The sequence below is a fragment of the Mycobacterium sp. Aquia_213 genome (assembly GCF_026625985.1).
In the GTDB taxonomy this organism is placed as follows: Bacteria; Actinomycetota; Actinomycetes; order Mycobacteriales; family Mycobacteriaceae; genus Mycobacterium.
The window spans coordinates 5,198,454-5,222,428 of sequence record NZ_CP113116.1 but is presented as its reverse complement, the minus strand read 5'-3'; the positions used below and the strand labels follow the sequence as shown (position 1 = coordinate 5,222,428).

Below are 23,975 nucleotides of genomic sequence, written 5' to 3'. Positions count from 1 at the left end.
TCAAGGTCGGCCATCGGACCCAAGGAGCACGCAATGCCACCGGAGGAGACGCTCTCCGCCAAGGTGTCGACTGCGGCTTCCGACATCGGCAGCTTCATCAGAAGCCAGCGTGAACTCGCGCAGGTTTCGGTGCGACAACTTGCCGAGCTGGCCGGAGTCAGTAATCCCTATCTGAGCCAGGTTGAGCGCGGACTGCGCAAACCTTCTGCCGACGTACTCAGTCAGATCGCGAAAGCGCTGCGGGTTTCCGCCGAGGTCCTTTATGTGCGGGCCGGGATTCTCGAGCCGAGCGATAAGAGTCAAGTGCGTGACGCGGTCATCACCGACACGGCGATCACCGAGCGTCAGAAGCAGATTCTGCTCGACATCTACGCCTCGTTTGCCCAGCAAAACGAATCGATCCATGAGGAGTGTTCGCCCGAATCCGATAACCACGAGTGAGATAGCCCGGCTGGGCGGCTCAGCTGCGAAAACGCCTGAGCTCACGTTGGTGACGTATATCCCGACGGCCGCTGGGTTACCCAGAAGGGAAGGATGCACCGATTCCCACTGATCCCCAGGCGCGGCGTTGCGCCGACATCCACTCGATCGTCAACCCGACCCGACCAACCAGGAGGTTTCCCGGCAAGCCGCGTGCCATGTCAATCCGCGGGTCTTGACTACTCCTCGCACGAGGAGCCGACGCTTGCCTCGACTTCCAAACCAGACATTCCACAAACCTGAGAACGACAACCAACCATGAAAGGAAACACCATGGCTGAAAACACGAATATCGAAGAACTGCGGGCGCCGTTGCTGGCGGCCCTGGGTGCAGCGGACCTGGCCCTGGCCACCGTGAACGAGCTCATCGCCGGCCTGCGTGACCGGGCCGAGGACACCCGCACCGACACCCGCAGCCGGGTCGAGGAGAGCCGTGCTCGCATCGCCAAGCTGCAGGAGGACCTGCCCGAGCAGTTCACCGAGCTGCGCGAGCGCTTCACCCCCGAGGAACTGCGTAAGGCTGCCGAGGGCTACCTGGACGCCGCGACCAACCGCTACAACGAGCTGGTCGAGCGGGGCGAGGCCGCGCTGCAGCGGCTGCGCAGCCAGCGTCCGTTCGAAGAGACCACGGCGCGTGCCGAGGGCTACGTCGACCAGGCCGTCGAGCTGACCCAGGAGGCGCTGGGCACCGTCGCGACGCAGACCCGCGCCGTCGGCGAGCGTGCGGCCAAGCTGGTCGGCATCGAGCTGCCGAAGAAGGCCGAGTCGGCCGGCAAGGCAGTGGCCAAGAAGGCTCCGGCCAAGAAGGCTCCCGCCAAGAAGGCCCCGGCCAAGAAGGCTCCGGCCAAGAAGTCGGCGGCCAAGAAGGTCACCCAGAAGTAGTTCGGATTCCGGGTTGCCCTTCGGGGCAACTCGGATTCGACGTTTACGACGGCGCCCACATACCCTTAAGGCGTGAGTCAAGCCGTGGGTACCGTCATGTTGGTCTTGCAGATCGCCGTCCTGGTGATGGCGGTGTACGCGTTCATACATGCGGCGATGCAGCGGTCCGACGCCTACACGGCCGCGGACAAACTGACCAAGCCGGTCTGGCTGGTGATCTTGGGCCTGGCCGCCGTGCTGGGCTGGTGGCTCGGCGTTCTCGGCATGGCTGCTGCCGCCTGCGCGGCCGGCGTGTATCTGGTCGACGTGCGGCCGAAACTCCTGGAAATTCAGGGCAAGTCGCGCTGACGCGATGAAGGCTCTGCTGGCCGTGCCCGCGGCCGCGGTTGTCGTGCTGCTGGGCACGGTGTCTGTCACCGGCACCGCGTTGGCCGAACCCGGCACCGGCGCGGCCAACCCCGCCGGCCCCTCGTACTCCCCGCCGTTCGTCGATCACACCGCGTGGGTGCAATGGGGACGGCTGACCAGCCTGCGCGTTTTTCCGACGCCATCGGGGCGGCTGGCCTCCAGGCAACCCGACACCGCGGGCGCGGCCGACGAGGCCTGGGCCGAGGTGCTGGCAATGGCACCGAACGCCGACACTCCCGGCATGCGTGCGCAATTCGTCTGCCATTGGCAATTCGCCGAACTGGCGCAACCCGGCAAGACCAGCTGGAACCTCGAGCCGTGGCGGCCCGTCGTCGACGACACCGAGATGGTCGCCTCCGGTTGCAATCCCGGCGGCCCGGAAGAATCGTTCTCGTGACACTTAGTCGAGGACAACTGGCGGCGCTCGTCGACCACACCTTGCTCAAACCCGAGGCCACCGGCGCCGACGTGGCCGCGCTGCTGGGGGAAGCCGCGGACCTGTGCGTCTATGCGGTGTGCGTATCCCCGTCGATGGTTCCGGTCGCCGCGGCCACCGGTGGGGTGCGGGTCGCGACGGTGGCCGGGTTTCCGTCCGGCAAGCACGTGTCCGCGATCAAGGCCCAAGAGGCCGCCCAAGCGGTGGCATCCGGTGCCAGCGAAGTCGACATGGTCATCGACGTCGGTGCAGCGCTGGCCGGTGAGCTCGACGCGGTGCGCTCCGACATCGCGGCGGTGCGCGCCGCGGTACCCGGCGTCGTGCTCAAGGTGATCGTGGAATCGGCTGTGCTGCTGGGTGATTCGGACGGACGAACGCTGACGGACGTGTGCCGGGCCGCCGAGGATGCCGGCGCGGACTTCGTCAAGACCTCGACCGGGTTTCACCCCGCGGGCGGAGCCTCGGTACGGGCCGTCGCACTGATGGCCGACACCGTCGGCGGTCGCCTCGGGGTCAAGGCCAGCGGCGGGATCCGCACCGCCGCCGACGCGATCGCGATGGTGAACGCCGGGGCGACCAGGCTCGGCCTATCCGGCACCCGGGCGGTACTCGACGAACTCGGCTGAAACCCGGCGCCTACAGGTTGGCGAAGCAGGTGTCGTTGTTTTCGCCGGTCGGGATCGTGGCGTTCTGGGTCGAGAAGTGGCTCGTCACGCCGGTCGACGTCACCTGCACGCTGTCCGCGTGAATTCCGAGCGGGTAGTCGGCGGTCAGTTTCGCGGTGTACGCATCCAGCGTCGACTGGACGCTTTCGCGCGGCATGGTGAAGCCCAGCGCATTGAAGCTCTGGATCTGGAGCTGAAGTCCCTTGCCGGACACGACGGGCTTGGTCGTGATGTTGTCCAGCATTCCCTTGAGCTCGATGGTGCCGTCGGCAGGATGGGTGGTCACGCTGTTGGTGACGAACGGGCCCAGCACCGGTATCGCGTTCTGCACCGAGTCCTTGATGCCTTCACTCGTCCAGGTGATGGTCGCGTCGAGCGATCCGATGGTGCCCTTGGACGAGGAGGTCTTGTCCAGCTTCACGTCCTTGATGCTGATGTCGATCTTCATGCCCTTGGCATCGCGGATCTGGTTACCCGCCGTCGATACCGAGATGTTGGTGAAATGCTGCGTCGCGAGCTGCCATAGCAGCAGCGGCGCGACCCCGAACGACGCCGTGGCCTGATCCTGGACCTCGCATGCCACCGCCTCGGCGACCTTGGTGTCGGCGACGTGGCGGGCGTACAACTCGCCGCCGATCAGCCCCGCGATGAGCAGCGAAACCACGATGACGCAGATCAGAACGATGGACAGCGGGTCGCGAAATCTTTTCTTCCTCGCGGGTTCCGGCTCTTGGCTGGGGGTGGCGATCCGCTCGGTGGGAGGCGTCGGCGGAGTGGGAGGTGTCGGCGGAGTGGGCGGCGGTGCGTAGCCGGCCTGCTGCGTGTCCGCGCCGGCCGGGTATTCCGGCGCAGGCGCGGCGTTCGGGGGCAGACCCGCGTCGGCGGGGCGCAGCCGCTCGGTTGGGCGCTCAGTGGGGGGTGGGCCGAACGGGCCTTGATCCCCGCCACGAGCCCACGATGACGGGCCCTCGTTCGGTGGTCCTGGTGGGTTCGTCACCCAACCGATTCTGCCCTATCGCTACGAGCAAAGTCTGACTGGTTGCGGAGCACCGCGATGCTGTCCCGGGCCTTCGCGACCTTGTCGAGGTCGATGTCGGCGATCACCAATTGCGGGTCGGCACCGGCCGAGGCGACCACCTCGCCCAGCGGCGAGGCCACCAGGCTGCCGCCCACCCCGGTCGGCGCGCCCGAGGACGACCCCGAGCCGGCCAGTGTGTCACGGGGATCGGCCTGGCCGGCCGCGGCGACGTAGCTCATCGAGTCCAGCGCGCGGGCGCGAGCCAGGAGCGTCCATTGCTCGAGTTTTCCGGGACCCGAACCCCAGGACGCGCAGACGGCGATCAGCTGGGCGCCACGCCGGGCCAGCTCGGTATAGAGCTCCGGAAAGCGGATGTCATAGCAAACGGTCAGCCCCACCCCGATCCCGTCGACGGTGATCACCACCGGTTCGTGGCCGGGCGCGACGGTGCGCGACTCGGTAAAGCCGAACGCGTCGTAGAGATGGATCTTGTCGTAGTGGGCGTCCGTGCCCCGCCCTGCCGCGATCAGCGTGTTCGTCACGCGCCCGTCGCCGGCCGGGGTGAACATGCCGGCGATCACCGTGACGCCGGAGTCGGCCGCGATCTGCCGGACGCCGTCCGCCCACGGTCCGTCGACCGGCTCGGCGATCGGGGCCAGCGGGACGCCGAACCGGCACATGGTCGCCTCGGGAAACACCACGAGCGTCGCGCCGGCGTCCGCGGCCCGGGCGGTGTATTCGCGCACCTGCTGCAGATTCGCCGCCGGATCGCTGCCGCTGAGCATTTGCGCCAACGCGATTCGCATGGCTGCCAGCTTAGGAGCGATCAGGCGTTGTTGGTGATCCACTCGGTGGTGAAGCGTTGTTCCCTGCTCACCAGATCGGCCAGATGGGTGCCGATGATGTTCTCCACCTTGCCGCCGATCAAGGGAATGCGTACGTGGATGCTGACCCGGAACGTCAGGCGGGCGCCGCCGCGGCCCATGGGCGTCAGCTCGGCGGTGCCGGAGACGTTGACCGGGGTGTCCACGATCGAGCCCTTGATGGATGCCGTGGCGATGCCGTCGGTGACCGGCCCCCACGTCTCCTCGCGTCTGAAGTAGAGATCGCCCCGGTGCAGCTGGGTGACCATCGCGGGCAGGTTGTGGCTGTGCACTTCCTGCAGTGTCACCACTTCGATGGTGCCGTCGGCTCCGGGTTGGCCACCGACGCGGATCGATTCCAGCCTTGCCTCGTCGACCGGAATGTCGGCCAGCCGGGCCCGCCAGTAGTCGGCCTCGGCGAACGCCCGATGAAGTTCTTCGACGCTGCCCTCATAGTCTGCGGACAAGTCGAATGAGCGGGGCATAGCAGGTCAGGCTACCGTTACGGGCCATGAAAGCCAGCGACGCCGGATCGGTCTTGGCTGGTGCGCGCGTCGCCGAGGCGGTGCCGTTGGCGCCGTTGACCACTTTGCGGGTCGGACCGATCGCGCGACGCCTGATTACCTGCACGAGCAGCGAACAGATTGTCGCGGTGCTGGCGGAGCTGGGCACGGTGACCCGCGGCGGTGACCGCGGCCCGGTGCTGGTGTTTGCCGGCGGGTCCAACCTGGTGATCGCCGACGACCTGACCGACCTGACCGCGGTGCAGTTGGCCACGCGCGGGATCACCGTCGACGGCAACCTGGTGCGCGCCGAGGCGGGCGCGGTCTGGGACGACGTCGTGGTCGCCGCCATCGAGCACGGGCTGGGCGGGCTGGAGTGCCTCTCCGGCATCCCGGGATCGGCCGGGGCCACCCCGGTGCAGAACGTCGGCGCGTACGGCGCGGAGGTGTCCGACACCATTACCCGGGTGCGGGTGCTGGATCGCGGCAGCGGCGCGGTGCGCTGGCTACCCGGCGGCGAGCTGGGCTTCGGCTATCGCACCAGCATGTTCAAGCGCGGCCGGCAGGTTTCCGACGTCGTGCTGGAAGTCGAGTTCGCGCTGGATGACTCGGGCCACAGCGCACCGCTGCGCTATGGCGAGCTCACTGCGGCACTGAATGTGGCCAGCGGTGAGCGTGCCGACCCGCGCGCGGTTCGGCAGGCGGTGCTGGCCCTGCGGGCCCGTAAGGGCATGGTGCTCGACGTCGCCGACCACGACACCTGGAGCGTGGGTTCGTTCTTCACCAACCCGGTTGTCGCGCCGGAGGTCTACGAGTCGCTGGCCGGCCGCACCGACGGCCCGGTGCCGAACTACCCGGCACCGGACGGCGTGAAGCTGGCCGCCGGTTGGCTGGTGGAGCACGCGGGCTTCGGTAAGGGCTATCCGGACGACCCGGCCGCGCCGTGCCGGTTGTCCACCAAGCACGCGCTTGCTCTGACCAACCGCGGCAATGCGTCCACCGCCGACGTGCTGGCCCTGGCGCGCACCGTCCGCGACGCGGTGCGCGACGTGTTTGGCATCACACTGGAACCCGAGCCCGTGCTGCTCGGGTGCGCGCTCTAGCTGTCGATATGGGGTCACGGTAGGCTTTCGCGACTTGTCGTGGCGGAATGCGTGTCGGTACTGCCGGTATCTTTTAAAGGCGTGAGCACATCCCCCGACCGGCCGCCGATTAATCGGCGATTGGCTTTGGCAGCTCTCGGGCTGGGGGTGTTCGCGCCGAGCGTGCTGGCCGCCTGCAGCGGCACTACGGCCAAGCAAGCGCAGAAAAACAAAGAGCAGTCGGCGCCCAATCTGAAATACCAGCCCGCCGACGCCGCGGCCGATGTGGTTCCCATCGCGCCGGTCAGCGTCTCGGTCAGCGACGGCTGGTTCCAGAAGGTGGCGTTGACGAATTCGTCCGGCAAGGCCGTCGCCGGAGCGTTCAACTCCGACCGCACCGTCTACACGACGACCGAGCCGTTGGGCTACGACTTGAGCTATAGCTGGAGCGGGTCGGTCGTGGGCCACGACGGTAAGACCGTGCCGGTGACGGGCAAATTCACCACCGTCGCGCCCAGCAAGAAGATCGACGGCGGCTTCCAGTTGGCCGACGGCCAGACCGTCGGCGTCGCCGCGCCGATCATCATCCAGTTCGACGCGCCGATCAGCGACAAGGCCGCCGTCGAGAAGGCGCTGACCGTCACGACCAACCCGCCCGTCGAGGGCAGTTGGGCCTGGCTGCCCGACGAGCAGCAGGGCGCCCGCATCCACTACCGGACGCGCGAGTACTACCCGGCCGGTACCACCGTCAGCGTCGACGCCAAGCTCTACGGGCTGCCGTTCGGCGACGGGGCCTACGGCCTGCAGGACATGTCGTTGAAGATCCAGATCGGCCGCAAGCAGGTCGTCAAGGCCGAGGTGACGTCGCACCGCATCCAGGTCGTCACCGACGCCGGCGTGATCATGGACTTCCCGTGCAGCTACGGCGAGGCCGACAAGGCCCGCAACGTGACCCGCAACGGCGTCCACGTGGTGACCGAGAAATACGCGGACTTCTACATGTCCAACCCCGCGGCCGGCTACAGCCACGTGCACGAACGCTGGGCGGTGCGGATCTCCAACAACGGCGAGTTCATCCACGCCAACCCGATGAGCGCCGGCGCGCAGGGCAACACCAACGTCACCAACGGGTGCATCAACCTGTCGAACGAAGATGCCGCGGAGTACTACCCCACAGCGATCTACGGCGACCCGGTCGAGGTGACGGGAAGCTCGATCCAGCTGTCCTACTCCGACGGCGACATCTGGGACTGGGCCGTCGATTGGGACACCTGGGTGGCCATGTCGGCACTGCCGCCACCCAACGCCCACCCGCCGGCCAGTCAGATCCCCGTCACCGCGCCGGTCACACCGTCGACCGCGCCGAGTTTGTCGGGGACACCGACCACGACGACCACCACGACGTCGGCGTCGCCTAGCCCCGGCGGTTAAACCGCATCGTGTTGGCCTGATCCCGCGGCTTGAGGACGATCAGGTCCAAGTCCACGTGGGAAGGCCGCGACGCCACGAACCCGATCACCTCGGCCACGTCGGCCGCCGTCAGCGGCGTGATACCGGTATAGACCGAATCCGCGCGCTGCTGATCGCCGTCGAAACGCACCAGCGAGAACTCGGTTTCGACTGCGCCCGGGGCGATTTCGGTGAGCCGCACCGGCTTGCCCAGTAGTTCCCCGCGCAGCGTGCGGTGCAGTGCGCCCTGGGCGTGCTTGGCCGCGGTGTAGCCGGCGCCGCCGTCGTAAACCTCGAGCGCGGCCACCGACGTGACGGTGATGATCAGGCCGTCGCCGGAGTCGATCAGCTTGGGCAGCAGCGCGCGGGTGACCCGCAGCGTGCCAAGCACGTTGGTCTCCCACATCCATCGCCAGTGTTCGAGGTCGGTGTCGGCGACGGGCGCCAATCCGCGAGCGCCTCCGGCGTTATTGACCAGCACATCGACCCGGCTCAATTTGCCGGCGAGGGCGGCGACAGCCGCGTCGTCTGTGACGTCAGCCACAATTGCCGTTCCATCTATCTCTTTCGCGAGGGCGTTTATCCGGTCCGCGCGTCGCGCCACTGCGACGACGTGAAACCCAAGGGCGGCAAGGTTTTTGGCAGTTGCTTCGCCGATCCCGGAGCTGGCACCGGTAACCACCGCAACCCGTTGATGCGCGTTATTTGAACTCACTGAGCCAACTCTAATAAACGTGCTAAATTCCTGAGGTGCACCACAGCGCCCTGTTCAACAACACTGCCGCGTGTCTTTGCGCGGCATGTGCGTGTTGTTGCCGCGCACTTTGCCGCGCCTGAACCCAAAACAGGTTGTGGCCAAGACCGGCCATTGGAACTCGGACAAAGGACGCTCGTGCGCTCTACTTCTCTCACTCACACCCTTCATTCGCCCAGCCGCAAGGGCCACCTGCGGCTGCACCGCCAGATCCTGCCGCCGTCGCTGCACATCTCCGACTCCGCCGCGGCCTCGGTATTCCGGGCGGTCCGACTGCGCGGCCCGGTCGGCCGCGACGTCATCGCCGGGGTCACCTCGCTGAGCATCGCGACGGTGAACCGGCAGGTCATCGCGCTGCTTGACGCGGGACTGCTGCGGGAACGCGCCGACCTGGCCGTCTCCGGAGCCATCGGACGCCCTCGCGTTCCGGTGGAGATCAACCACGAACCGTTCGTGACGCTGGGTATCCACATCGGCGCGCGAACCACCAGCATCGTGGCGACCGACCTGTTCGGCCGCACGCTGGACACGGTGGAGACCCCGACGCCGCTGAGCCCCCCGGCGGCCGCGCTGACGTCACTGGCCGAAAGCGCCACCCGCTACCTGCGGCGCTGGCATCGCCGGCGGCCGCTCTGGGTCGGGGTGGCCATTGGTGGCACCGTCGACGGCGCCACCGGCCACGTCGACCACCCGCGGTTGGGCTGGCGGCAAGCGCCGGTCGGACCGGTGCTGGCCGACGCCTTGAGCCTGCCGGTGTCGGTGGCTTCGCACGTCGACGCGATGGCCGGCGCCGAGCTGCTGCTGGGCATGCGGCGGTTCGCGCCGAGCTCGCCGACCAGCCTGTATGTCTACGCCCGCGAAACCGTGGGCTACGCGCTGGTGATCGGCGGACGGGTGCACTGCCCGTCCAGCGGTCCCGGCACCATCGCGGGCCTGCCCGCCTATTCCGAACTGCTCGGCGGCACCGGACAACTGGAGTCCACGGTCAGCGACGAGGCCGTGCTGGCCGCGGCGCGCCGGCTGCGGATCCTGCCGGCGGCGCCCGCGGGCCGGACCAACGGTTCCGCCACGGGCATCACCGATCTGCTGCGGGTGGCCCGGGCCGGAAACCAGCAGGCCAAGGATCTGCTCTCGGAGCGGGCCCGGATGCTTGGTGAAGCGGTCGCGCTGCTGCGTGACCTGCTCAATCCCGACGAGCTGGTGGTCGGTGGCCAGGCCTTTACCGAGTATCCGGAGGCGATGGAGCAGGTGGAGGCGGCGTTCGCCGAGCGCTCGGTGCTGGCACCACGCGACATCCGCGTCACCGCTTTTGGCAACCGGGTGCAGGAGGCCGGAGCGGGCATTGTGTCGCTGGGCGGGCTGTACGCCGACCCGCTGGGTGCGATGCGCCGCGCCGGGGTGATCGGCTCCCGGATCCCGGAAATCCTCCCGGAGTCTTCTGCTTGACGCGAACGGCCTGGGGTGGCTGCCGGGGCGTGCTGTAAAGATGAAGTGGTGCGGCACGACGACGTCCTCCTGCTGAACGATCCGCGCCGGGTCGCGCTATTGGCAGTGCACACCTCACCCCTGGCTCAACCGGGTACCGGCGACGCCGGCGGGATGAACGTGTACGTGCTGCAAAGTGCGTTGCACCTGGCACGGCGGGGCATCGAGGTGGAGATCTTCACCCGGGCCACCGCGTCGGCCGATCCGCCGGTCGTCGAGGTCGAGCCCGGAGTGCTGGTGCGCAACGTGGTGGCGGGGCCGTTCGAGGGCCTGGACAAATACGACCTGCCCACCCAGCTGTGCGCGTTCGCGGCCGGGGTGCTGCGCGCCGAGGCGTCGCATGAACCCGGCTACTACGACATCGTGCACTCGCACTACTGGCTGTCCGGACAGGTCGGCTGGCTGGCCCGCGACCGTTGGGCGGTGCCGCTGGTGCACACCGCGCACACGCTTGCCGCGGTCAAGAATGCGGCGCTGGCCGCGGGCGACGCGCCCGAGCCGCCGCTGCGCACGGTGGGGGAGCAGCAGGTCGTCGACGAGGCGGATCGGCTGATCGTCAACACCGATGACGAAGCAAGGCAGCTGATTTCGATCCACCATGCCGATGCGGGGCGAATCGACGTGGTCCATCCCGGTGTCGACCTCGACGTGTTCCATCCGGGTGATCGCCGGGCGTCCCGGGCCGCGCTGGGGCTCGGTCTCGACGAGCAGATCGTGGCGTTCGTCGGACGCATCCAGCCGCTGAAGGCACCCGACATCGTGCTGCGGGCGGCGGCCAAACTGCCGGGCGTGCGCATCGTGGTGGCCGGCGGGCCGTCGGGCAGCGGCCTGGCGACCCCGGACGGACTGGTTCGCCTGGCCGACGAACTCGGGATCACCGAGCGGGTGACGTTCCTGCCGCCGCAGTCGCGGGAGAATCTGGCCACGCTGTTCCAGGCCGCGAATCTTGTTGCAGTGCCCAGCTATTCGGAATCGTTCGGCTTGGTCGCCGTCGAGGCACAGGCGTGCGGCACGCCGGTGGTGGCGGCCGCGGTCGGCGGGCTGCCGGTGGCGGTGCGCGACGGTGTCACCGGCTCGTTGGTGTCCGGGCACGACGTCGACGACTGGGCCCACGCGCTCGACGAGCTGCTGCGCCTGGACGGCACACCGCAGGGCACGGCGATGGGCCGGGCCGCCGCCGCGCATGCGGCGACGTTCTCCTGGGAGAACACCACCGACGCGCTGCTGGCCAGTTACCGGCGCGCCATCGGCGACTTCACTGCCGCGCGGCAGCGCCGGGTTCGCGACCGGGTCGCGGCGCGCAAACCGCGCCGCTGGACACCGCGCCGCGGGGTGGGCGCGTGAGTTCGCCCGTGCAGCAGCTGATCGAGCACGCCCTGGATGCCAGCGAGCTGACTTACTCGAAACATGAAGGCGCACATGGTGGATTGCCGGGTCTGGTGGTCGAGTTGCCCGGCGAGCGCAAGCTCAAGACCAACACCATCCTGACCATCGGTGAGCACTCGGTACGCGTCGAGGCGTTCGTGTGCCGCAAGCCCGACGAGAACCACGAGGGCGTCTACCGGTTCCTGCTCAAGCGCAACCGCCGCCTCTACGGGGTGTCCTACACGCTGGACAACGTCGGCGACATTTATCTGGTCGGCCGGATGTCGCTGGCTTCGGTCGATGCCGACGAAATCGACCGGGTGCTGGGGCAGGTGCTCGAAGCGGTGGATTCGGACTTTAATACGTTGCTGGAGTTGGGTTTTCGCTCGTCGATCCAGAAGGAATGGGATTGGCGGGTTTCGCGCGGCGAATCGTTGAAGAACCTGGAGGCCTTCGCCCACCTGATCGACGAAGACGACGACACAGAGCGCGAAGCGCGATGAGGTGGGGGCACCTCCCGCTTGCGGGGGAGAGTCGAGAATCGGGGCACGACGACGATGACGACTCTCACGATGAAGGCGGCGCCCGGCCGTGAAATGCTAGGCCAATGGGAGACACCGCGACGCTGATACTGCTTCGCCACGGCGAAAGCGAATGGAACTCGCTGAACCTGTTCACGGGCTGGGTCGACGTCGGCCTGACCGAAAAGGGCCGGACCGAAGCGGTTCGCAGCGGCGAACTGCTGACCGAGCACAACTTGTTGCCCGACGTGCTCTACACCTCGCTGCTGCGACGCGCGATCACCACGGCGCACCTGGCGCTGGACGCCGCCGACCGGCTGTGGATCCCGGTGCGGCGCAGCTGGCGGCTCAACGAGCGCCACTATGGGGCGCTGCAGGGCCTGGACAAGGCCGAAACCAAGGCCCGCTACGGCGACGAGCAGTTCATGGCCTGGCGGCGCAGCTACGACACCCCGCCGCCGCCGATCGAGAAGGGCAGCGAATTCAGCCAGGACGCCGACCCGCGCTACGCCGACATCGGTGGCGGCCCGCTCACCGAATGCCTGGCCGACGTGGTGGTGCGTTTTCTGCCGTACTTCACCGACGTGATCGTCCCGGATTTGCGCTTCGGCAAGACGGTGCTGATCGTCGCCCACGGCAACTCGCTGCGCGCCCTGGTCAAGCACCTCGACCAAGTATCCGACGACGAGATCTCCGAGCTGAACATTCCGACCGGCATTCCGTTGCGTTACGACCTGGACGCCGATTTGCGTCCGGCGGTGCCCGGCGGTACCTACCTCGACCCGGAGGCGGCGGCCGCCGGCGCCGCGGCGGTAGCCAGCCAGGGTGCCCGGTAGGATTGTGGCGTAGCCCAATTTTCGCCGCTTTTGAGCGCCAAAAGCCCGTTAGCCAAATTTCGCATGAACGACGGCCGAACACCTGTAGCGGAAGTTGTGACTTGTCCGATTTTGGCCTCGTTCCGCTAGGGCTGCGTTCACCAGATTTGTAGGATTTTGTTCGTGACTGTGTTCTCGGCGCTGTTGCTGGCCGGGGTCTTGTCCTTGCTGGCGCTGGCCGTCGGAGTGGCGGCCGGCACTCGGTTGTCCGCACGTGTGGTCCGACGCCGTCAGCGAGTGGCCACCGAATCGACCGGAATCACCGTCGCGCAGATGCTGCAACAAATCGTCACCCTGATGCCGCTGGGCGCGGCCGTGGTGGATTCACACCGCGACGTCGTGTACCTCAACGAGCGAGCCAAGGAATTGGGCCTGGTGCGCGATCGGCAGCTCGACGACCAAGCCTGGCAGGCGGCGCAGCAGGCGCTGGGCGGCGACGACGTCGAATTCGACCTACAGCCCGGCAAGCGCGGTGCCGCCGGGCGGTCCGGGATATCGGTGCACGGGCAGGCGACGCTGCTGAGTGAGGAAGACCGCCGGTTCGCCGTGGTCTTCGTTCACGACCAGTCCGACCATGCGCGCATGGAGGCCACCCGCCGCGACTTCGTGGCCAACGTCAGCCACGAGCTCAAGACCCCGGTCGGTGCCATGGCGCTGCTCGCCGAGGCACTGCTGGCGTCGGCGGACGACTCCGAAACCGTGCGCCGGTTCGCCGAAAAGGTCCTGATCGAGGCCAACCGGTTGGGCGACATGGTCGCCGAGCTCATCGAGCTGTCCCGGCTGCAGGGCGCCGAGCGGTTGCCGAACGTCATTGCAGTCGAGGTCGATACCGTTGTGGCCGAAGCGATTTCGCGTCACAAGGTGGCAGCTGACAACGCCAAGATCGAGGTTCGCACCGACTCGCCCACCGGTTTGCGAGTGCTGGGGGATCAAACACTGCTGGTGACCGCGTTGGCCAATCTGGTTTCCAATGCGATCGCCTATTCGCCACCGGGTTCACCGGTGTCGATCAGCCGTCGCCGTCGTGGCGACAACATCGAGATCGCGGTGACCGACCGCGGGATCGGGATTGCGCTGGAAGACCAGGAGCGGGTCTTTGAGCGGTTTTTCCGGGGGGACAAGGCGCGTTCGCGAGCTACCGGCGGCAGTGGGCTGGGGCTGGCGATCGTCAAACACGTTGCGGCCAATCACGACGGCAGCATCGGTGTATGGAGCAAGCCGGGAACCGGTTCGACGTTTACGTTGTCCATCCCGGCCTATCAGGACACTGATGGCGACGAAGAAACCGAGCCACCCCGGGCTCGCGATGTGCGACCCAACAGATCCCAACGAGAGGAAGAACTAAGTCGATGACCAGTGTGCTGATCGTGGAGGACGAGGAGTCGCTTGCCGATCCACTGGCCTTCCTGCTTCGCAAGGAAGGCTTCGAAGCCACCGTGGTGACCGATGGGTCAGCGGCGCTGGCCGAGTTCGACCGTGCCGGCGCGGACATCGTGCTGCTTGATCTGATGCTGCCAGGCATGTCGGGCACCGACGTGTGCAAGCAGCTGCGCGCTCGCTCCAGCGTGCCGGTGATCATGGTGACGGCCCGGGACAGCGAGATCGACAAGGTGGTCGGCCTGGAGCTCGGCGCCGATGACTATGTCACCAAGCCCTATTCGGCGCGTGAGTTGATCGCGCGGATCCGGGCGGTGCTTCGCCGGGGCGGCGACGACGACTCCGAGATCAGCGACGGTGTGCTGGAGTCCGGTCCGGTACGGATGGACGTCGAGCGGCACGTCGTGTCGGTCAACGGTGACACAATTACGTTGCCGCTCAAGGAATTTGACTTGCTCGAATATCTGATGCGCAACAGCGGACGGGTGCTCACCCGCGGACAGCTGATCGATCGAGTCTGGGGCGCGGACTACGTCGGCGACACCAAGACGCTCGATGTCCACGTCAAGCGGCTGCGGTCCAAGATCGAAGCCGACCCGGCCAACCCGGTGCACCTGGTGACGGTTCGGGGATTGGGCTACAAGCTCGAAGGCTAGCCCGCTCTACTTGCGCTGAGCCCGCTTTCCTTCTCGCTCAGTCTCTTTCGTTGACTGTGCGTTGAGGGTCGAGTGTGAACTGACGTCGGAAATTCCGGCGTTATTCGGTCCTGCGCGCACACTCAATGCCCGGGTTGCACACCCGTCGGCGGTGGGTGGTCGGTATCGAAGACGGTTCGGTCCTCGTCTGCTGCGCTCAACGTGATGCGCCGACGCATGTTGTCGGTCATCGGCGGCAGCTGATCTAGGTCGAACCACCTCGCCTCGGTGCACTCGTCGTCGGCCGCATAAGGCTCCCCGGACAGCCACTTCATCCGGAAGACGTGATCCAGATACTGCGCGTGATCGCCGTTGGTGTGCACGATCGGCTGGCCTACGTGGACCCATGCGAGTCTGACGGCTTGCACATGAACCCCGGCTTCTTCCAGCACTTCACGAACAGCGCAGTCCGCCGGATTCTCGCCCGGTTCAACAATTCCCGTCACTGCCGTCCAAGCACCGTTGTCCGACCGTTTGACCAACAGAACCTTGTTGTCGTGAATCGTGACGGCGGTAACGCCCGGCAACCACAACGGCGCGTGACCAATCGAGCGACGTAGTTCGACGATGAAGTCAGGGATCGGCACCTACCGTTCCTAACACGAGTGCGCCTTGACGGCGACGCGGCCCATAGCCGAAGTATGGAAACCGCTGGCGCACAAAACTATCCGACTGTGGCCTTGTTCGAAAGTTCATATGCCACTAACTCTCTTGGCGTGACGGTTCGTTGTCGGCGCCGCCGCGCCGGCCGATGGCCACCCCGGAGGCAAGATCCATTAGCTGAGCTATCGGTCCAGCAATACCTCGACATGATGATTCTTGGTACCGCCGGCACCGCCGCGGTCGAATCTTTGCGCGCATCGCGGGCGCGAACTCGCTCGAGAAAGAATGGAACCCAATCGCGAAAAATCGGACATTAGTGAAACTTTCGCGCCACCACGCTTTTAGGTGGAGGTTAAGCAGGGCGTCATTAGGTGTTTACGAAAACCCTATTCAACACGCGTTAGTGTGTGTCCCTCCGGCGATATCGCCCGCTTGACTAGCTGAAAGCAAAGGGGCAAGTCATGGATTTTGCGTTGCTACCGCCGGAAGTCAACTCGGGGTTGATGTACACCGGGCCGGGGTCGGGGCCGCTGCTGTCGGCCGCAGCGGGCTGGGATGCCGTGGCCGCCGAGCTGGAGTTGGCCGCCGCGGGCTATTCATCGGAAGTCTCGGAGCTAAGCGGCCTGACGTGGTTCGGCCCGTCGTCGATGCGGATGGCAGCTGCGGCCACCCGACATGTGTCGTGGCTGCAGGCGAGCGCCGTGGGGGCAGGGAAAGCTGCCGCCCAGGCGTATGCGGCGGCGGCCGCGTACGAGGCGGCGTACGGGATGACCGTGCCTCCGCCGGTGATCGCCGCCAACCGGGCGCAGCTGATGGTCTTGGTTGCGACGAACTTTCTCGGGCAGAACACTCCGGCAATCGCGGCCTGCGAAGCCCAGTACGTGGAGATGTGGGTGCAAGACGCCACCGCGATGTATGGCTACGCGGCCGACTCGGAGGTCGCGAGCACCTTCAGCTCGTTTGACGAGCCGTCGCCGACGACAAACCCGGTGGGTCAGGCCGACCAGGCCCGCGCGGTGGCTCAGTCCACGGCCGACACGATGAGTGCCCGCACGCAATCGGTGATCCAGTTGGCTTCGAGCAACGGCTCGGCGCAGGCTGCCACCGTCCTCCCGGACGGAGGAACCGTCAACGTTGCGCCCGGCAGCACCATCACCCTCACCCCTACCTCTGGGATTGTCGTCAACAGCGGCTCGGTCACCGTCACCGGCGACGCGGTCGTCGGGACTCCGGGCTCGCTCACCGTCAATGTCGGCAGTACGGTTGCGGTTCTGAACCAGGTGACGGGCCTCCCAACCACACTCAGTGCTACCGCGGCTACCGGTCCGATCACCCTCACTCCTGCCGCGGGCGAGACTGGGCTCACGGTGCAAGTTGTCAGCGGCTCAGTCACGACCAACGGTTTCTCTGTCGTCGGAAGCCTCACGCAACAGACGACCGTCACCGCCATGGTCGGTTCCACAGAGGCCAACATCAGCAACTTCACCGGCCAGCTCATCGCACAGGCGCCGGGAACGACCGCGGGGCTGGTCACCATCACCTCCCCCATCGTCCCGGTCACTCCGCCCGTCGTCGCCCCTGCCGCTGTCAGCCCCGCCGCCGCGCCTACCGCGGTGACGTCCGCGTCGGCTGCCGCGAGTACCAGCTCGGCGTCCTCGGCATCATCGGCGGCGTCCGCGTCTTCGGTGTCATCAACGGGAACGATAGGAACCCTCGGAACATCGGGGGTGGAAGGTGTCGTGGCGCCCCAAGTGCCCATCGGCGAGCCAATGAATATCACCGGTAGTGGTCTTGCGCCGTTGTCCACCGTCGAAGTCGTGGTGTATTGAGCGAGGTGTGCTTCCGCGGCGCCAATTGTGCTCTCAGGGCGAGGATTTCGGCGTTATTGCGCCCAGGATGCACACTCGACGCGCGGGGCGCACACGCGTTCAGCGCAAGCCGACCTCAGCATGCCCCAGCACCGACCAGCTGTGGTCGACGACCCGGGTGCGGCCCTCGCGGTGACTGATCTCGATGTGAATGTCGGCCTGCTCGGTGTTGGTGCACACCGCGGTGGCCCCGTCGGGATCGGTGTATCGCAGACTCACACACCTTTCCTCCGGCTGGTCGACCCGGACGGACACGTCGCGGTTACCGATGCGCCCTTTCAGTTGCCAGTGCTCCAGGCCGAGTGTGGTCCGCATCCGAAGCGAGGGCAAAGGGCTTGCGGGCCAATCCTTTCCGCCGATGCGGAAGCGAATGAAGGCCATCGGCGCAAGCCGGCGCAGCCCGGGCTTGTGTGAGACGGCGGTGACGGCCTCCAGGACATCGCCGTCGCCGAGGTCGGCGTGGATCCACCCCCAGCGCTTGGCGTTGCCGTGCCCGTAGATGTGGGCCACGGCGCCGCGCCAGCCGTCGACGCGCGTGGTGGTGTCGCCGATGGTCAGCGTTCCAGCGAAGTCGGCGGCGGGTGCGAGCACCACTTGGGCGCCGGGCAGCAGCTCGCGCTCCCAGGCCACGCGGGGAAACGTCCACAGCGGCCTACTGGTGTCCGTCCAGGACAGTTCCCATCCGAGCGATCCGGCCCGTCCGGTCAGCTCCTCGGGTCCCAGTCGCATCCCCCCGGCGTCGAACCAGGCCGCACCGGTCGCGGGTTGAGCCGCCTCGGGGCCGAACCGTTCGGTGTGCGGCGGGCCATCGGGTGGAAACCAGGTCACCCATCCATGCGCATAAGGGCCGCCGCCTTGAGTCGGGGCGACCGTCTCGCCGTGAATCCACAGCCCGGCTCGCGTCACCGGATCCGACAGGGTGGCGTACCAGACTTCCAGTCGCCCGGCCGCACCCTTCCAGCGTGGGGCCGCCGCCAAGCGCGTTTCTTCGTTCATTGGCCTACCTCCGGCCGGGTGGCGCGTGCGGCTACTCCGCGATCCGAGTCGCCGGGTGTACGGCGATGAGCCCTAATTGGCTGCGGCGCTTACACATTGCCGCCAATTCGGCGTAGGCCTTCGAGCCGAGTAGTTCGGCGAGTTCGTCGGCCAGACTCTCCCACACCGGCTTGGCGCCGACATGTGCGGCCGGATCGCCGGTGCAGTACCAGTGCAAGTCGGCGCCACCGGAACCCCAGCCGCGGCGATCGTATTCGGTGATCCAGGTCTTCAGGATTTCGGTGCCGTCGGGCCGGGTCACCCACTCCTGGCTGCGCCGGATCGGCAACTGCCAACAGACCTCGGGCTTCATGGTCAGCGGTGGCACGCCCAGCTTGAGCGCTTTGCTGTGCAGCGCGCAGCCAATCCCGCCGGGAAAGCCGGGGCGGTTCAAGAAAATGCACGCGCCCTTGTACTTGCGGGTGCGGTGCTGGGGTTGGCCTTCGTGCTCGTCGAGTTCGAGATAACCCTTTCGGCCCAAACCCTTTTCGCGGAATTGCCAGTCGGCTTCGGTGAGTTGTTTGACCGCGTCGTCCAAGCTGGCACGGTCGTCGTCGTCGGACAGGAATGCGCCGTGCGAGCAACACCCGTCATCCGGTCGGCCCTCGACCGTGCCGCGGCAGGCCGGTGTGCCGAATACACACGTCCAGCGTGACAGCAGCCAGGTGAGGTCGGCCGCGATCAGGTGCTCCGGATTGTCCGGATCGAAGAACTCCACCCATTCACGGGCAAAATCCAATTCAACTTCTTGCCCAGGCTCGGGGTGCGAATTCTCCACGGATGCAACGTTAGACCAAAATTCCCGCTGTTCGCTGCGCTGACACCCGAGCCCGCGGCATTGTGAATTGCCACCCTCCTCAGCGGGGCGCGACCCACACCGCATCGTCGTCCCGCTAGTTTGTTTTCGTGCGATTAGGCGTGCTCGACGTGGGTAGCAATACGGTCCATCTGCTGGTGGTCGATGCCCATCGCGGCGGGCACCCCACCCCGATGAGTTCGACGAAGGCCACCTTGCGCTTGGCCGAGGCCACCGACAGCTCGGGCAAGATCACCAAGCGCGGTGCCGAAAAGCTCATCTCCACGATCGACGAGTTCGCCAAGATCGCCGTCAGCTCCGGCTGTGCGGAGCTGATGGCCTTTGCCACCTCCGCGGTCCGCGACGCCGAGAATTCCGACGACGTGCTGAGCCGGGTGCGCAAAGAGACCGGCGTCGAGCTGCAAGTGCTGACCGGGGTGGACGAGTCGCGGCTGACCTTCCTGGCGGTGCGCCGCTGGTACGGGTGGAGCGCCGGGCGAATCATCAACCTCGACATCGGCGGCGGCTCGCTGGAGCTGTCCAGCGGCGTCGACGAGGAACCCGAGGTCGCGTTGTCGATGCCGCTGGGTGCCGGGCGGTTGACCCGCGAGTGGCTGCCCGACGATCCGCCCGGCCGGCGCCGGGTCGGGATGCTGCGCGATTGGCTCGACGCCGAGCTGGCCGACTCGGCCGAGGCCGTCCTGGAAGCCGGCGACCCGGATCTCGCGGTGGCAACGTCGAAGACGTTCCGGTCGCTGGCCCGGCTGACCGGCGCGGCGCCGTCGGCCGCCGGACCACGGGTGAAGCGAACTCTGACGGCCAACGGCCTCAGGCAACTCATATCTTTCATCTCTAGGATGACCACCGCTGACAGGGCGGAATTGGAAGGAGTCAGCGCCGAGCGGGCGCCGCAGATCGTGGCGGGCGCTCTGGTGGCGGAGGCGAGTATGCGAGCGCTGTCGATAGAAACAGTGGATATCTGCCCGTGGGCGTTACGGGAAGGTCTCATCTTGCGCAAGCTCGACAGCGAAGCCGACGGAACCGCCCTCGTCGAGACTCCGGTGCGCAATGCTGGAGTTCAGGGAGCAGATCGGAACGCCCACCGATCGAGAGGCGACAAACCATGACCGGACCACACTCCGAGACCGAGAGCCCTGGCACTCGGCCGATCTCGGTAGCCGAACTGCTGGCCAGGAATGGAACCATCGGCGCCCCGGTGGGCACCCGACGGCGGCGCCGCCGCCGCGGCGATAGCGACACGGTCACCGTCGCCGAGCTGACCGGCGAGATTCCCGTCATTCGCGACGACGAGCACCACGAACACGACGAGTCGAAACACGAGGCCAACGGGGCGGTCGAAGTCGCCGAACCCGAGGTCGAAGCGGCGCCCGAACCCGTCGCGGAACACGTCGTCGCCGAACCAGTCACCGAGGACCGGCCCCAGCCCGCCGCCCGACCCGAGCCGCGGTGGCCCAAATCGCCGCCGCAGCCGCCCCGGGTAGGGCCTGAGCGCAGCGCCTACCCGCGGCCCACGCGTCGCCCCGATGCACCAGAAACCGAGCAGCCGGCGGCGCAAGCCGGCAAGCCCGCGGCCCCGTCCGGCGCGGAGGACATGAGCCCGGATCCGGTGGAGCAATACGCCGACATCCCGGTCGACGTCATGGACTCCGACGTGCGCGAAGCCGAACCCGCGACCGAGGATTCCGCCTACGTACGCTCCTACCTGCAGGCATCGGATTCCACCCTGTTCGGCGGCCAGACCCTGGCCGACGAGGTGGCTCGACGGCGCAGCGACGAGCGAGGGAACGCCGACGCGGGCTCGCTGACCGCCGCAACGGCGCCCGCCGAGGACCACGTCGCTGTCGAAGCGCCGCACACCGAGCAGCCCAAGGACGCCCACCGGGCGCCCGGCAAACTCGAGGCGCTCTGGCGCGGCACCTTGATCGTGTTTCAGTCGATTCTGGCTGTCGCATTCGGCGCCGGGCTGTTCATCGCGTTCGACCAACTGTGGCGATGGAACAGCCTGGTGGCGCTGGTGTTGTCGGTGCTGGTCATCCTCGGCCTGGTGGCCGGGGTGCGGGTGGTGCGCAAAACCGAGGACATCGCGAGCACGCTGATCGCGGTGGCAGTCGGGGCGCTGATCACCTTGGGACCGCTGGCGCTATCCATGCAGTCCGGCTAGGCGTCACCCGCAACAGTGCGCCCCGCAATCAAGGTCGGCCTGTCCACGGCCTCGGTCTATCCGTTGAGGGCCGAGGCCGCGTTCGAGTACGCGGCCCGGCTCGGCTACGACGGGGTCGAGCTGATGGTGTGGAGCGAGTCGGTCAGCCAGGACATCGCCGCCGTCAAGAAGCTGTCGCGGCGCTATCAGGTGCCGGTGCTGTCGGTACACGCTCCCTGCCTGCTGATCTCGCAGCGGGTGTGGGGGTCCAACCCGATTCCCAAGCTGGAACGCAGCGTGCGGGCCGCCGAGGAACTCGGCGCGCAGACCGTCGTCGTGCACCCGCCGTTCCGCTGGCAGCGGCGCTACGCCGAGGGATTCGCCGAGCAGGTGATCGCCCTCGAAGCGTCGAGCGACGTGATGGTCGCGGTGGAGAACATGTTCCCGTTCCGGGCGGACCGATTCTTCGGGTCCGACCAGTCGCGGGAACGGATGCGCAGGCGCGGCGGCGGCCCGGGGCCGGCGATTTCGGCGTTCGCGCCGTCCTACGACCCGCTGGACGGCAACCACGCGCATTACACGCTGGACCTGTCGCACACCTCGACAGCAGGCACCGACGCCCTGGAGATGACCGAGCGGATGGGCGCGGGGCTGGTGCATCTGCACCTGTGCGACGGCAGCGGCCTGCCCGCCGACGAGCACCTGGTGCCCGGGCGCGGCACGCAACCGACCGCCGAGGTGTGCCAGATGCTGGCCGCCGGCCATTTCGCCGGCCACGCCATCCTCGAGGTGTCCACCTCCAGCGCGCGCTCGGCCAGCGAGCGCGAAGCCATGCTCGCCGAATCGCTGCAATTCGCCCGCACGCACCTGATGCGGTGAGCCTCCCAAGACCCCTCAGGAGACCATGACTGCGCTATTCACCACCGCAATGACCCTGCGGGAGGTCGATCCGGGTGTATTCGAGGGAGAGCTCAACAAGCACTGGACCATCGGGCCCAAGGTGCACGGCGGCGCGATGCTGGCGTTGTGCGCCAACGCCGCGCGTCACGCCTGCGCGGAGGACGGGCACGAGCCGGTGGCCGTGTCGGCGAGTTTCCTGTGGGCACCCGACCCGGGGCCGATGCGGCTGGTGACCTCGATCCGCAAGCGCGGCCGTCGGATCAGCGTCGTCGACGTCGAACTCGTCCAGGGCGATCGCACCGCCGTCCACGCGGTGGTCAACCTCGGCGAGCCGGAGCACTTTCCGCCCGGCGGCGACACGGCGCCGCTGTTGTCGGCGAACCCCGTCCTGGACCTGATGGCGCCCGAACCGCCCGACGACATCGAACCGATCGGGCCCGGCCACCGGCTGGCCGGCCTGGTGCACCTGGGCGAGGGCTGCGATGTGCGGCCCCTGCTGTCCACGATGAGGCCCAGCACCGACGGCCGGCCCCCGATGCTGCAGATGTGGGCCCGGCCGCGCGACGTCGCTCCTGACGCCCTCTTCGCGCTGATGTGCGGGGATCTGTCGGCGCCGGTGACGTTCGCCGTGGAGCGCACCGGCTGGGCGCCGACGATTCAGCTGACCGCCTTCCTGCGGGCGCTGCCCGCCGACGGCTGGCTGCGCGTGATCTGCACCTGCTTGGAGATCGGGCATGACTGGTTCGACGAGGACCACATCGTCGTCGACAGCCTGGGCCGGCTGGTCGTCCAGTCACGCCAGTTGGCGCTGGTGCCCGCGCCCCGGTAACCGCGAGGAGCCGAGCCGTCTGCGATGCTTTCTCCCGTGGCGAGAATCGCGATCATCGGCGGCGGCAGCATCGGCGAGGCCTTGCTGTCGGGTCTGCTTCGGGCGGGGCGCAAGGTCAAGGACCTGGTGGTGGCCGAACGGGTGCCCGAACGCGCCAAGTACCTGGCCGACACCTACTCGGTGCAGGTGACGTCGTCGCTGGCCGATGCCGTGGATAACGCGACGTTTATCGTCGTCGCGGTGAAGCCCGCCGACGTCGAGTCGGTGATGGGGGAGTTGACCAAGGCCGCTTCCGCGGCCGCGGGGGACAGCGCCGAGCAGGTTTTCGTCACCGTCGCGGCTGGGATCACGCTCGCCTTCTTCGAATCCAAGCTGCCGGCCGGGACACCGGTGGTCCGGGCGATGCCGAACGCGGCGGCAGTGGTGGGCGCGGGAGTGACCGCGCTGGCCAAGGGCCGTTTCGTCACCGCGCCGCAGCTCCAGGAGGTGACGGCGCTGTTCGACGCCGTCGGCGGCGTGCTGACCGTGCCCGAGTCCCAGATGGACGCGGTGACCGCGCTGTCGGGCTCGGGGCCCGCCTATTTCTTTCTGATGGTCGAGGCACTGGTGGACGCCGGCGTCGCGGCGGGTCTGAGCCGGGGCGTGGCGACGGACCTGACGGCCCAGACGATGGCCGGATCGGCGGCGCTGCTGCTGGAACGGCTGGATAAAGAGCAGGGACCGGCCGACAGTGAGGCGCTGGGAAAGCAGGCGGACGCCACCGCGGCGCAGCTGCGGGCCATGGTGACCTCGCCTGGTGGTACAACCGCCGCTGCGCTGCGCGAACTCGAACGAGGAGGCTTGCGGACAGCCGTCGACGCGGCCGTTCAGGCTGCCAAAAAGCGCTCTGAGCAGCTAAGAATTACATCGGAATAATTTAAAGATT

25 protein-coding genes and 1 pseudogene are annotated in these 23,975 nt (G+C 67.4%); 19 read left to right on the top strand and 7 right to left on the bottom strand.

Features of this window, described 5'->3' with window-relative positions:
* Window positions 1-33: 33 nt before the first annotated feature.
* From LMQ14_RS24360 to deoC, 5 genes are all read left to right on the top strand, one after another.
* Entirely contained in the window at window positions 34-441 is a 408-nt protein-coding gene (locus LMQ14_RS24360) for a helix-turn-helix domain-containing protein (protein ID WP_267732177.1), read from the top strand.
* 312 nt (window positions 442-753) lie between these two features.
* On the top strand, window positions 754-1,362 hold the full coding sequence (locus LMQ14_RS24355; protein ID WP_267732176.1) for a heparin-binding hemagglutinin: 609 nt from the start codon (window positions 754-756) through the stop codon (window positions 1,360-1,362).
* Between the two features lie 72 nt (window positions 1,363-1,434).
* Window positions 1,435-1,710 (top strand): DUF2516 family protein, encoded by a 276-nt coding sequence (locus LMQ14_RS24350; protein ID WP_267732175.1) that lies wholly within the window; start codon window positions 1,435-1,437, stop codon window positions 1,708-1,710.
* A 4-nt stretch (window positions 1,711-1,714) separates the two neighbouring features.
* Window positions 1,715-2,167: a DUF2599 domain-containing protein gene (locus tag LMQ14_RS24345; protein WP_267732174.1), complete on the top strand. Its 453-nt coding sequence runs from the start codon at window positions 1,715-1,717 to the stop codon at window positions 2,165-2,167.
* Window positions 2,164-2,832 (top strand): deoxyribose-phosphate aldolase, encoded by a 669-nt coding sequence (gene deoC, locus LMQ14_RS24340; protein WP_420714568.1) that lies wholly within the window; start codon window positions 2,164-2,166, stop codon window positions 2,830-2,832. Before LMQ14_RS24345 ends, deoC begins: the two co-directional genes overlap by 4 nt.
* 10 nt (window positions 2,833-2,842) lie before the next feature.
* Here the strand turns inward: deoC and LMQ14_RS24335 are convergent, their stop codons facing one another.
* The 3 genes from LMQ14_RS24335 to LMQ14_RS24325 are packed head-to-tail and all read right to left on the bottom strand — an operon-like array spanning window position 2,843 to window position 5,237.
* A complete protein-coding gene (locus tag LMQ14_RS24335) occupies window positions 2,843-3,868 on the bottom strand; it encodes a DUF2993 domain-containing protein (RefSeq protein ID WP_267732173.1) in 1,026 nt (341 codons plus the stop codon).
* Window positions 3,865-4,695: a carbon-nitrogen hydrolase family protein gene (locus LMQ14_RS24330; RefSeq protein ID WP_267732172.1), complete on the bottom strand. Its 831-nt coding sequence runs from the start codon at window positions 4,693-4,695 to the stop codon at window positions 3,865-3,867. The genes LMQ14_RS24335 and LMQ14_RS24330 overlap by 4 nt, the downstream gene beginning before the upstream one ends.
* 20 nt (window positions 4,696-4,715) lie before the next feature.
* Entirely contained in the window at window positions 4,716-5,237 is a 522-nt protein-coding gene (locus tag LMQ14_RS24325; protein ID WP_267732171.1) for a DUF2505 domain-containing protein, read from the bottom strand.
* Window positions 5,238-5,263: 26 nt separating this feature from the next.
* Here LMQ14_RS24325 and LMQ14_RS24320 point away from each other — a divergent pair, with 26 nt between their 5' ends.
* Together LMQ14_RS24320 and LMQ14_RS24315 are read left to right on the top strand one after the other, a co-directional pair.
* A complete protein-coding gene (locus tag LMQ14_RS24320; protein ID WP_267732170.1) occupies window positions 5,264-6,358 on the top strand; it encodes a UDP-N-acetylmuramate dehydrogenase in 1,095 nt (364 codons plus the stop codon).
* Between the two features lie 51 nt (window positions 6,359-6,409).
* Window positions 6,410-7,768 carry a L,D-transpeptidase gene (locus LMQ14_RS24315; RefSeq protein WP_267732169.1) on the top strand — a complete coding sequence of 453 codons (1,359 nt, stop codon included), beginning with the start codon at window positions 6,410-6,412 and terminating at the stop codon, window positions 7,766-7,768.
* Here the strand turns inward: LMQ14_RS24315 and LMQ14_RS24310 are convergent.
* Window positions 7,752-8,501, bottom strand: coding sequence for an SDR family oxidoreductase (locus tag LMQ14_RS24310; RefSeq protein ID WP_267732168.1), 750 nt, complete (start codon window positions 8,499-8,501; stop codon window positions 7,752-7,754). The genes LMQ14_RS24315 and LMQ14_RS24310 overlap by 17 nt on opposite strands.
* A 177-nt stretch (window positions 8,502-8,678) precedes the next feature.
* Between LMQ14_RS24310 and LMQ14_RS24305 the strand changes: the two genes are divergently transcribed.
* The 6 genes and pseudogenes from LMQ14_RS24305 (at window position 8,679) to regX (ending at window position 14,819) form a co-directional block, all read left to right on the top strand.
* On the top strand, window positions 8,679-9,986 hold the full coding sequence (locus LMQ14_RS24305; protein ID WP_267732167.1) for an ROK family transcriptional regulator: 1,308 nt from the start codon (window positions 8,679-8,681) through the stop codon (window positions 9,984-9,986).
* A gap of 48 nt (window positions 9,987-10,034) precedes the next feature.
* A complete protein-coding gene (gene mshA / locus LMQ14_RS24300) occupies window positions 10,035-11,369 on the top strand; it encodes a D-inositol-3-phosphate glycosyltransferase (protein ID WP_420714567.1) in 1,335 nt (444 codons plus the stop codon).
* A pseudogene (locus LMQ14_RS24295) lies at window positions 11,366-11,951 on the top strand (YbjN domain-containing protein). The gene mshA and the pseudogene LMQ14_RS24295 overlap by 4 nt, the downstream one beginning before the upstream one ends.
* A 46-nt stretch (window positions 11,952-11,997) precedes the next feature.
* Window positions 11,998-12,747, top strand: coding sequence for a phosphoglyceromutase (locus tag LMQ14_RS24290; RefSeq protein WP_267732165.1), 750 nt, complete (start codon window positions 11,998-12,000; stop codon window positions 12,745-12,747).
* 162 nt (window positions 12,748-12,909) lie between these two features.
* Window positions 12,910-14,139 (top strand): sensor histidine kinase, encoded by a 1,230-nt coding sequence (locus LMQ14_RS24285; RefSeq protein WP_267732164.1) that lies wholly within the window; start codon window positions 12,910-12,912, stop codon window positions 14,137-14,139.
* A complete protein-coding gene (regX, locus tag LMQ14_RS24280) occupies window positions 14,136-14,819 on the top strand; it encodes a two-component sensory transduction protein RegX (RefSeq protein WP_003873718.1) in 684 nt (227 codons plus the stop codon). The genes LMQ14_RS24285 and regX overlap by 4 nt, the downstream gene beginning before the upstream one ends.
* A gap of 122 nt (window positions 14,820-14,941) precedes the next feature.
* Here the strand turns inward: regX and LMQ14_RS24275 are convergent, their stop codons facing one another.
* The gene (locus LMQ14_RS24275) at window positions 14,942-15,445 is read right to left on the bottom strand and encodes an NUDIX hydrolase (protein WP_267732163.1); all 504 of its coding nucleotides are present in this window, start codon (window positions 15,443-15,445) and stop codon (window positions 14,942-14,944) included.
* A gap of 477 nt (window positions 15,446-15,922) precedes the next feature.
* Between LMQ14_RS24275 and LMQ14_RS28200 the strand changes: the two genes are divergently transcribed.
* A complete protein-coding gene (locus tag LMQ14_RS28200) occupies window positions 15,923-17,290 on the top strand; it encodes a PPE family protein (protein WP_324291081.1) in 1,368 nt (455 codons plus the stop codon).
* 99 nt (window positions 17,291-17,389) lie between these two features.
* On the opposite strand, the gene LMQ14_RS24265 is transcribed toward LMQ14_RS28200, so the two are convergent.
* Complete coding sequence (locus LMQ14_RS24265; protein ID WP_267732162.1) at window positions 17,390-18,325, bottom strand: hypothetical protein; 936 nt, start codon at window positions 18,323-18,325, stop codon at window positions 17,390-17,392.
* A gap of 31 nt (window positions 18,326-18,356) precedes the next feature.
* Complete coding sequence (locus LMQ14_RS24260; RefSeq protein WP_267732161.1) at window positions 18,357-19,142, bottom strand: hypothetical protein; 786 nt, start codon at window positions 19,140-19,142, stop codon at window positions 18,357-18,359.
* 128 nt (window positions 19,143-19,270) lie between these two features.
* On the opposite strand from LMQ14_RS24260, the gene LMQ14_RS24255 reads away from it, so the two are divergent.
* From LMQ14_RS24255 to proC, 5 genes are read left to right on the top strand one after another with little or no spacing between them, the layout of a single operon-like run.
* Entirely contained in the window at window positions 19,271-20,287 is a 1,017-nt protein-coding gene (locus tag LMQ14_RS24255) for a Ppx/GppA phosphatase family protein (protein WP_267732160.1), read from the top strand.
* Entirely contained in the window at window positions 20,284-21,342 is a 1,059-nt protein-coding gene (locus LMQ14_RS24250) for a hypothetical protein (protein ID WP_267732159.1), read from the top strand. Before LMQ14_RS24255 ends, LMQ14_RS24250 begins: the two co-directional genes overlap by 4 nt.
* A gap of 15 nt (window positions 21,343-21,357) precedes the next feature.
* Entirely contained in the window at window positions 21,358-22,200 is an 843-nt protein-coding gene (locus LMQ14_RS24245) for a sugar phosphate isomerase/epimerase family protein (protein ID WP_267732158.1), read from the top strand.
* Between the two features lie 25 nt (window positions 22,201-22,225).
* Entirely contained in the window at window positions 22,226-23,050 is an 825-nt protein-coding gene (locus LMQ14_RS24240; RefSeq protein WP_267732157.1) for a thioesterase family protein, read from the top strand.
* A 36-nt stretch (window positions 23,051-23,086) separates the two neighbouring features.
* On the top strand, window positions 23,087-23,965 hold the full coding sequence (gene proC, locus LMQ14_RS24235; RefSeq protein ID WP_267732156.1) for a pyrroline-5-carboxylate reductase: 879 nt from the start codon (window positions 23,087-23,089) through the stop codon (window positions 23,963-23,965).
* Window positions 23,966-23,975 lie beyond the last annotated feature (10 nt).

What these genes read in the sequence shown, in the direction of transcription:
- LMQ14_RS24360 (WP_267732177.1), top strand. Translation starts at nt 34, where the DNA reads ATGCCACCGGAGGAGACGCTCTCCGCCAAGGTGTCGACTGCGGCTTCC.
- LMQ14_RS24355 (WP_267732176.1), top strand. Translation starts at nt 754, where the DNA reads ATGGCTGAAAACACGAATATCGAAGAACTGCGGGCGCCGTTGCTGGCG.
- LMQ14_RS24345 (WP_267732174.1), top strand. Translation starts at nt 1,715, where the DNA reads ATGAAGGCTCTGCTGGCCGTGCCCGCGGCCGCGGTTGTCGTGCTGCTG.
- LMQ14_RS24330 (WP_267732172.1), bottom strand. Translation starts at nt 4,695, where the DNA reads ATGCGAATCGCGTTGGCGCAAATGCTCAGCGGCAGCGATCCGGCGGCG.
- LMQ14_RS24325 (WP_267732171.1), bottom strand. Translation starts at nt 5,237, where the DNA reads ATGCCCCGCTCATTCGACTTGTCCGCAGACTATGAGGGCAGCGTCGAA.
- LMQ14_RS24320 (WP_267732170.1), top strand. Translation starts at nt 5,264, where the DNA reads ATGAAAGCCAGCGACGCCGGATCGGTCTTGGCTGGTGCGCGCGTCGCC.
- LMQ14_RS24290 (WP_267732165.1), top strand. Translation starts at nt 11,998, where the DNA reads ATGGGAGACACCGCGACGCTGATACTGCTTCGCCACGGCGAAAGCGAA.
- regX (WP_003873718.1), top strand. Translation starts at nt 14,136, where the DNA reads ATGACCAGTGTGCTGATCGTGGAGGACGAGGAGTCGCTTGCCGATCCA.
- LMQ14_RS28200 (WP_324291081.1), top strand. Translation starts at nt 15,923, where the DNA reads ATGGATTTTGCGTTGCTACCGCCGGAAGTCAACTCGGGGTTGATGTAC.
- LMQ14_RS24265 (WP_267732162.1), bottom strand. Translation starts at nt 18,325, where the DNA reads ATGAACGAAGAAACGCGCTTGGCGGCGGCCCCACGCTGGAAGGGTGCG.
- LMQ14_RS24250 (WP_267732159.1), top strand. Translation starts at nt 20,284, where the DNA reads ATGACCGGACCACACTCCGAGACCGAGAGCCCTGGCACTCGGCCGATC.
- LMQ14_RS24240 (WP_267732157.1), top strand. Translation starts at nt 22,226, where the DNA reads ATGACTGCGCTATTCACCACCGCAATGACCCTGCGGGAGGTCGATCCG.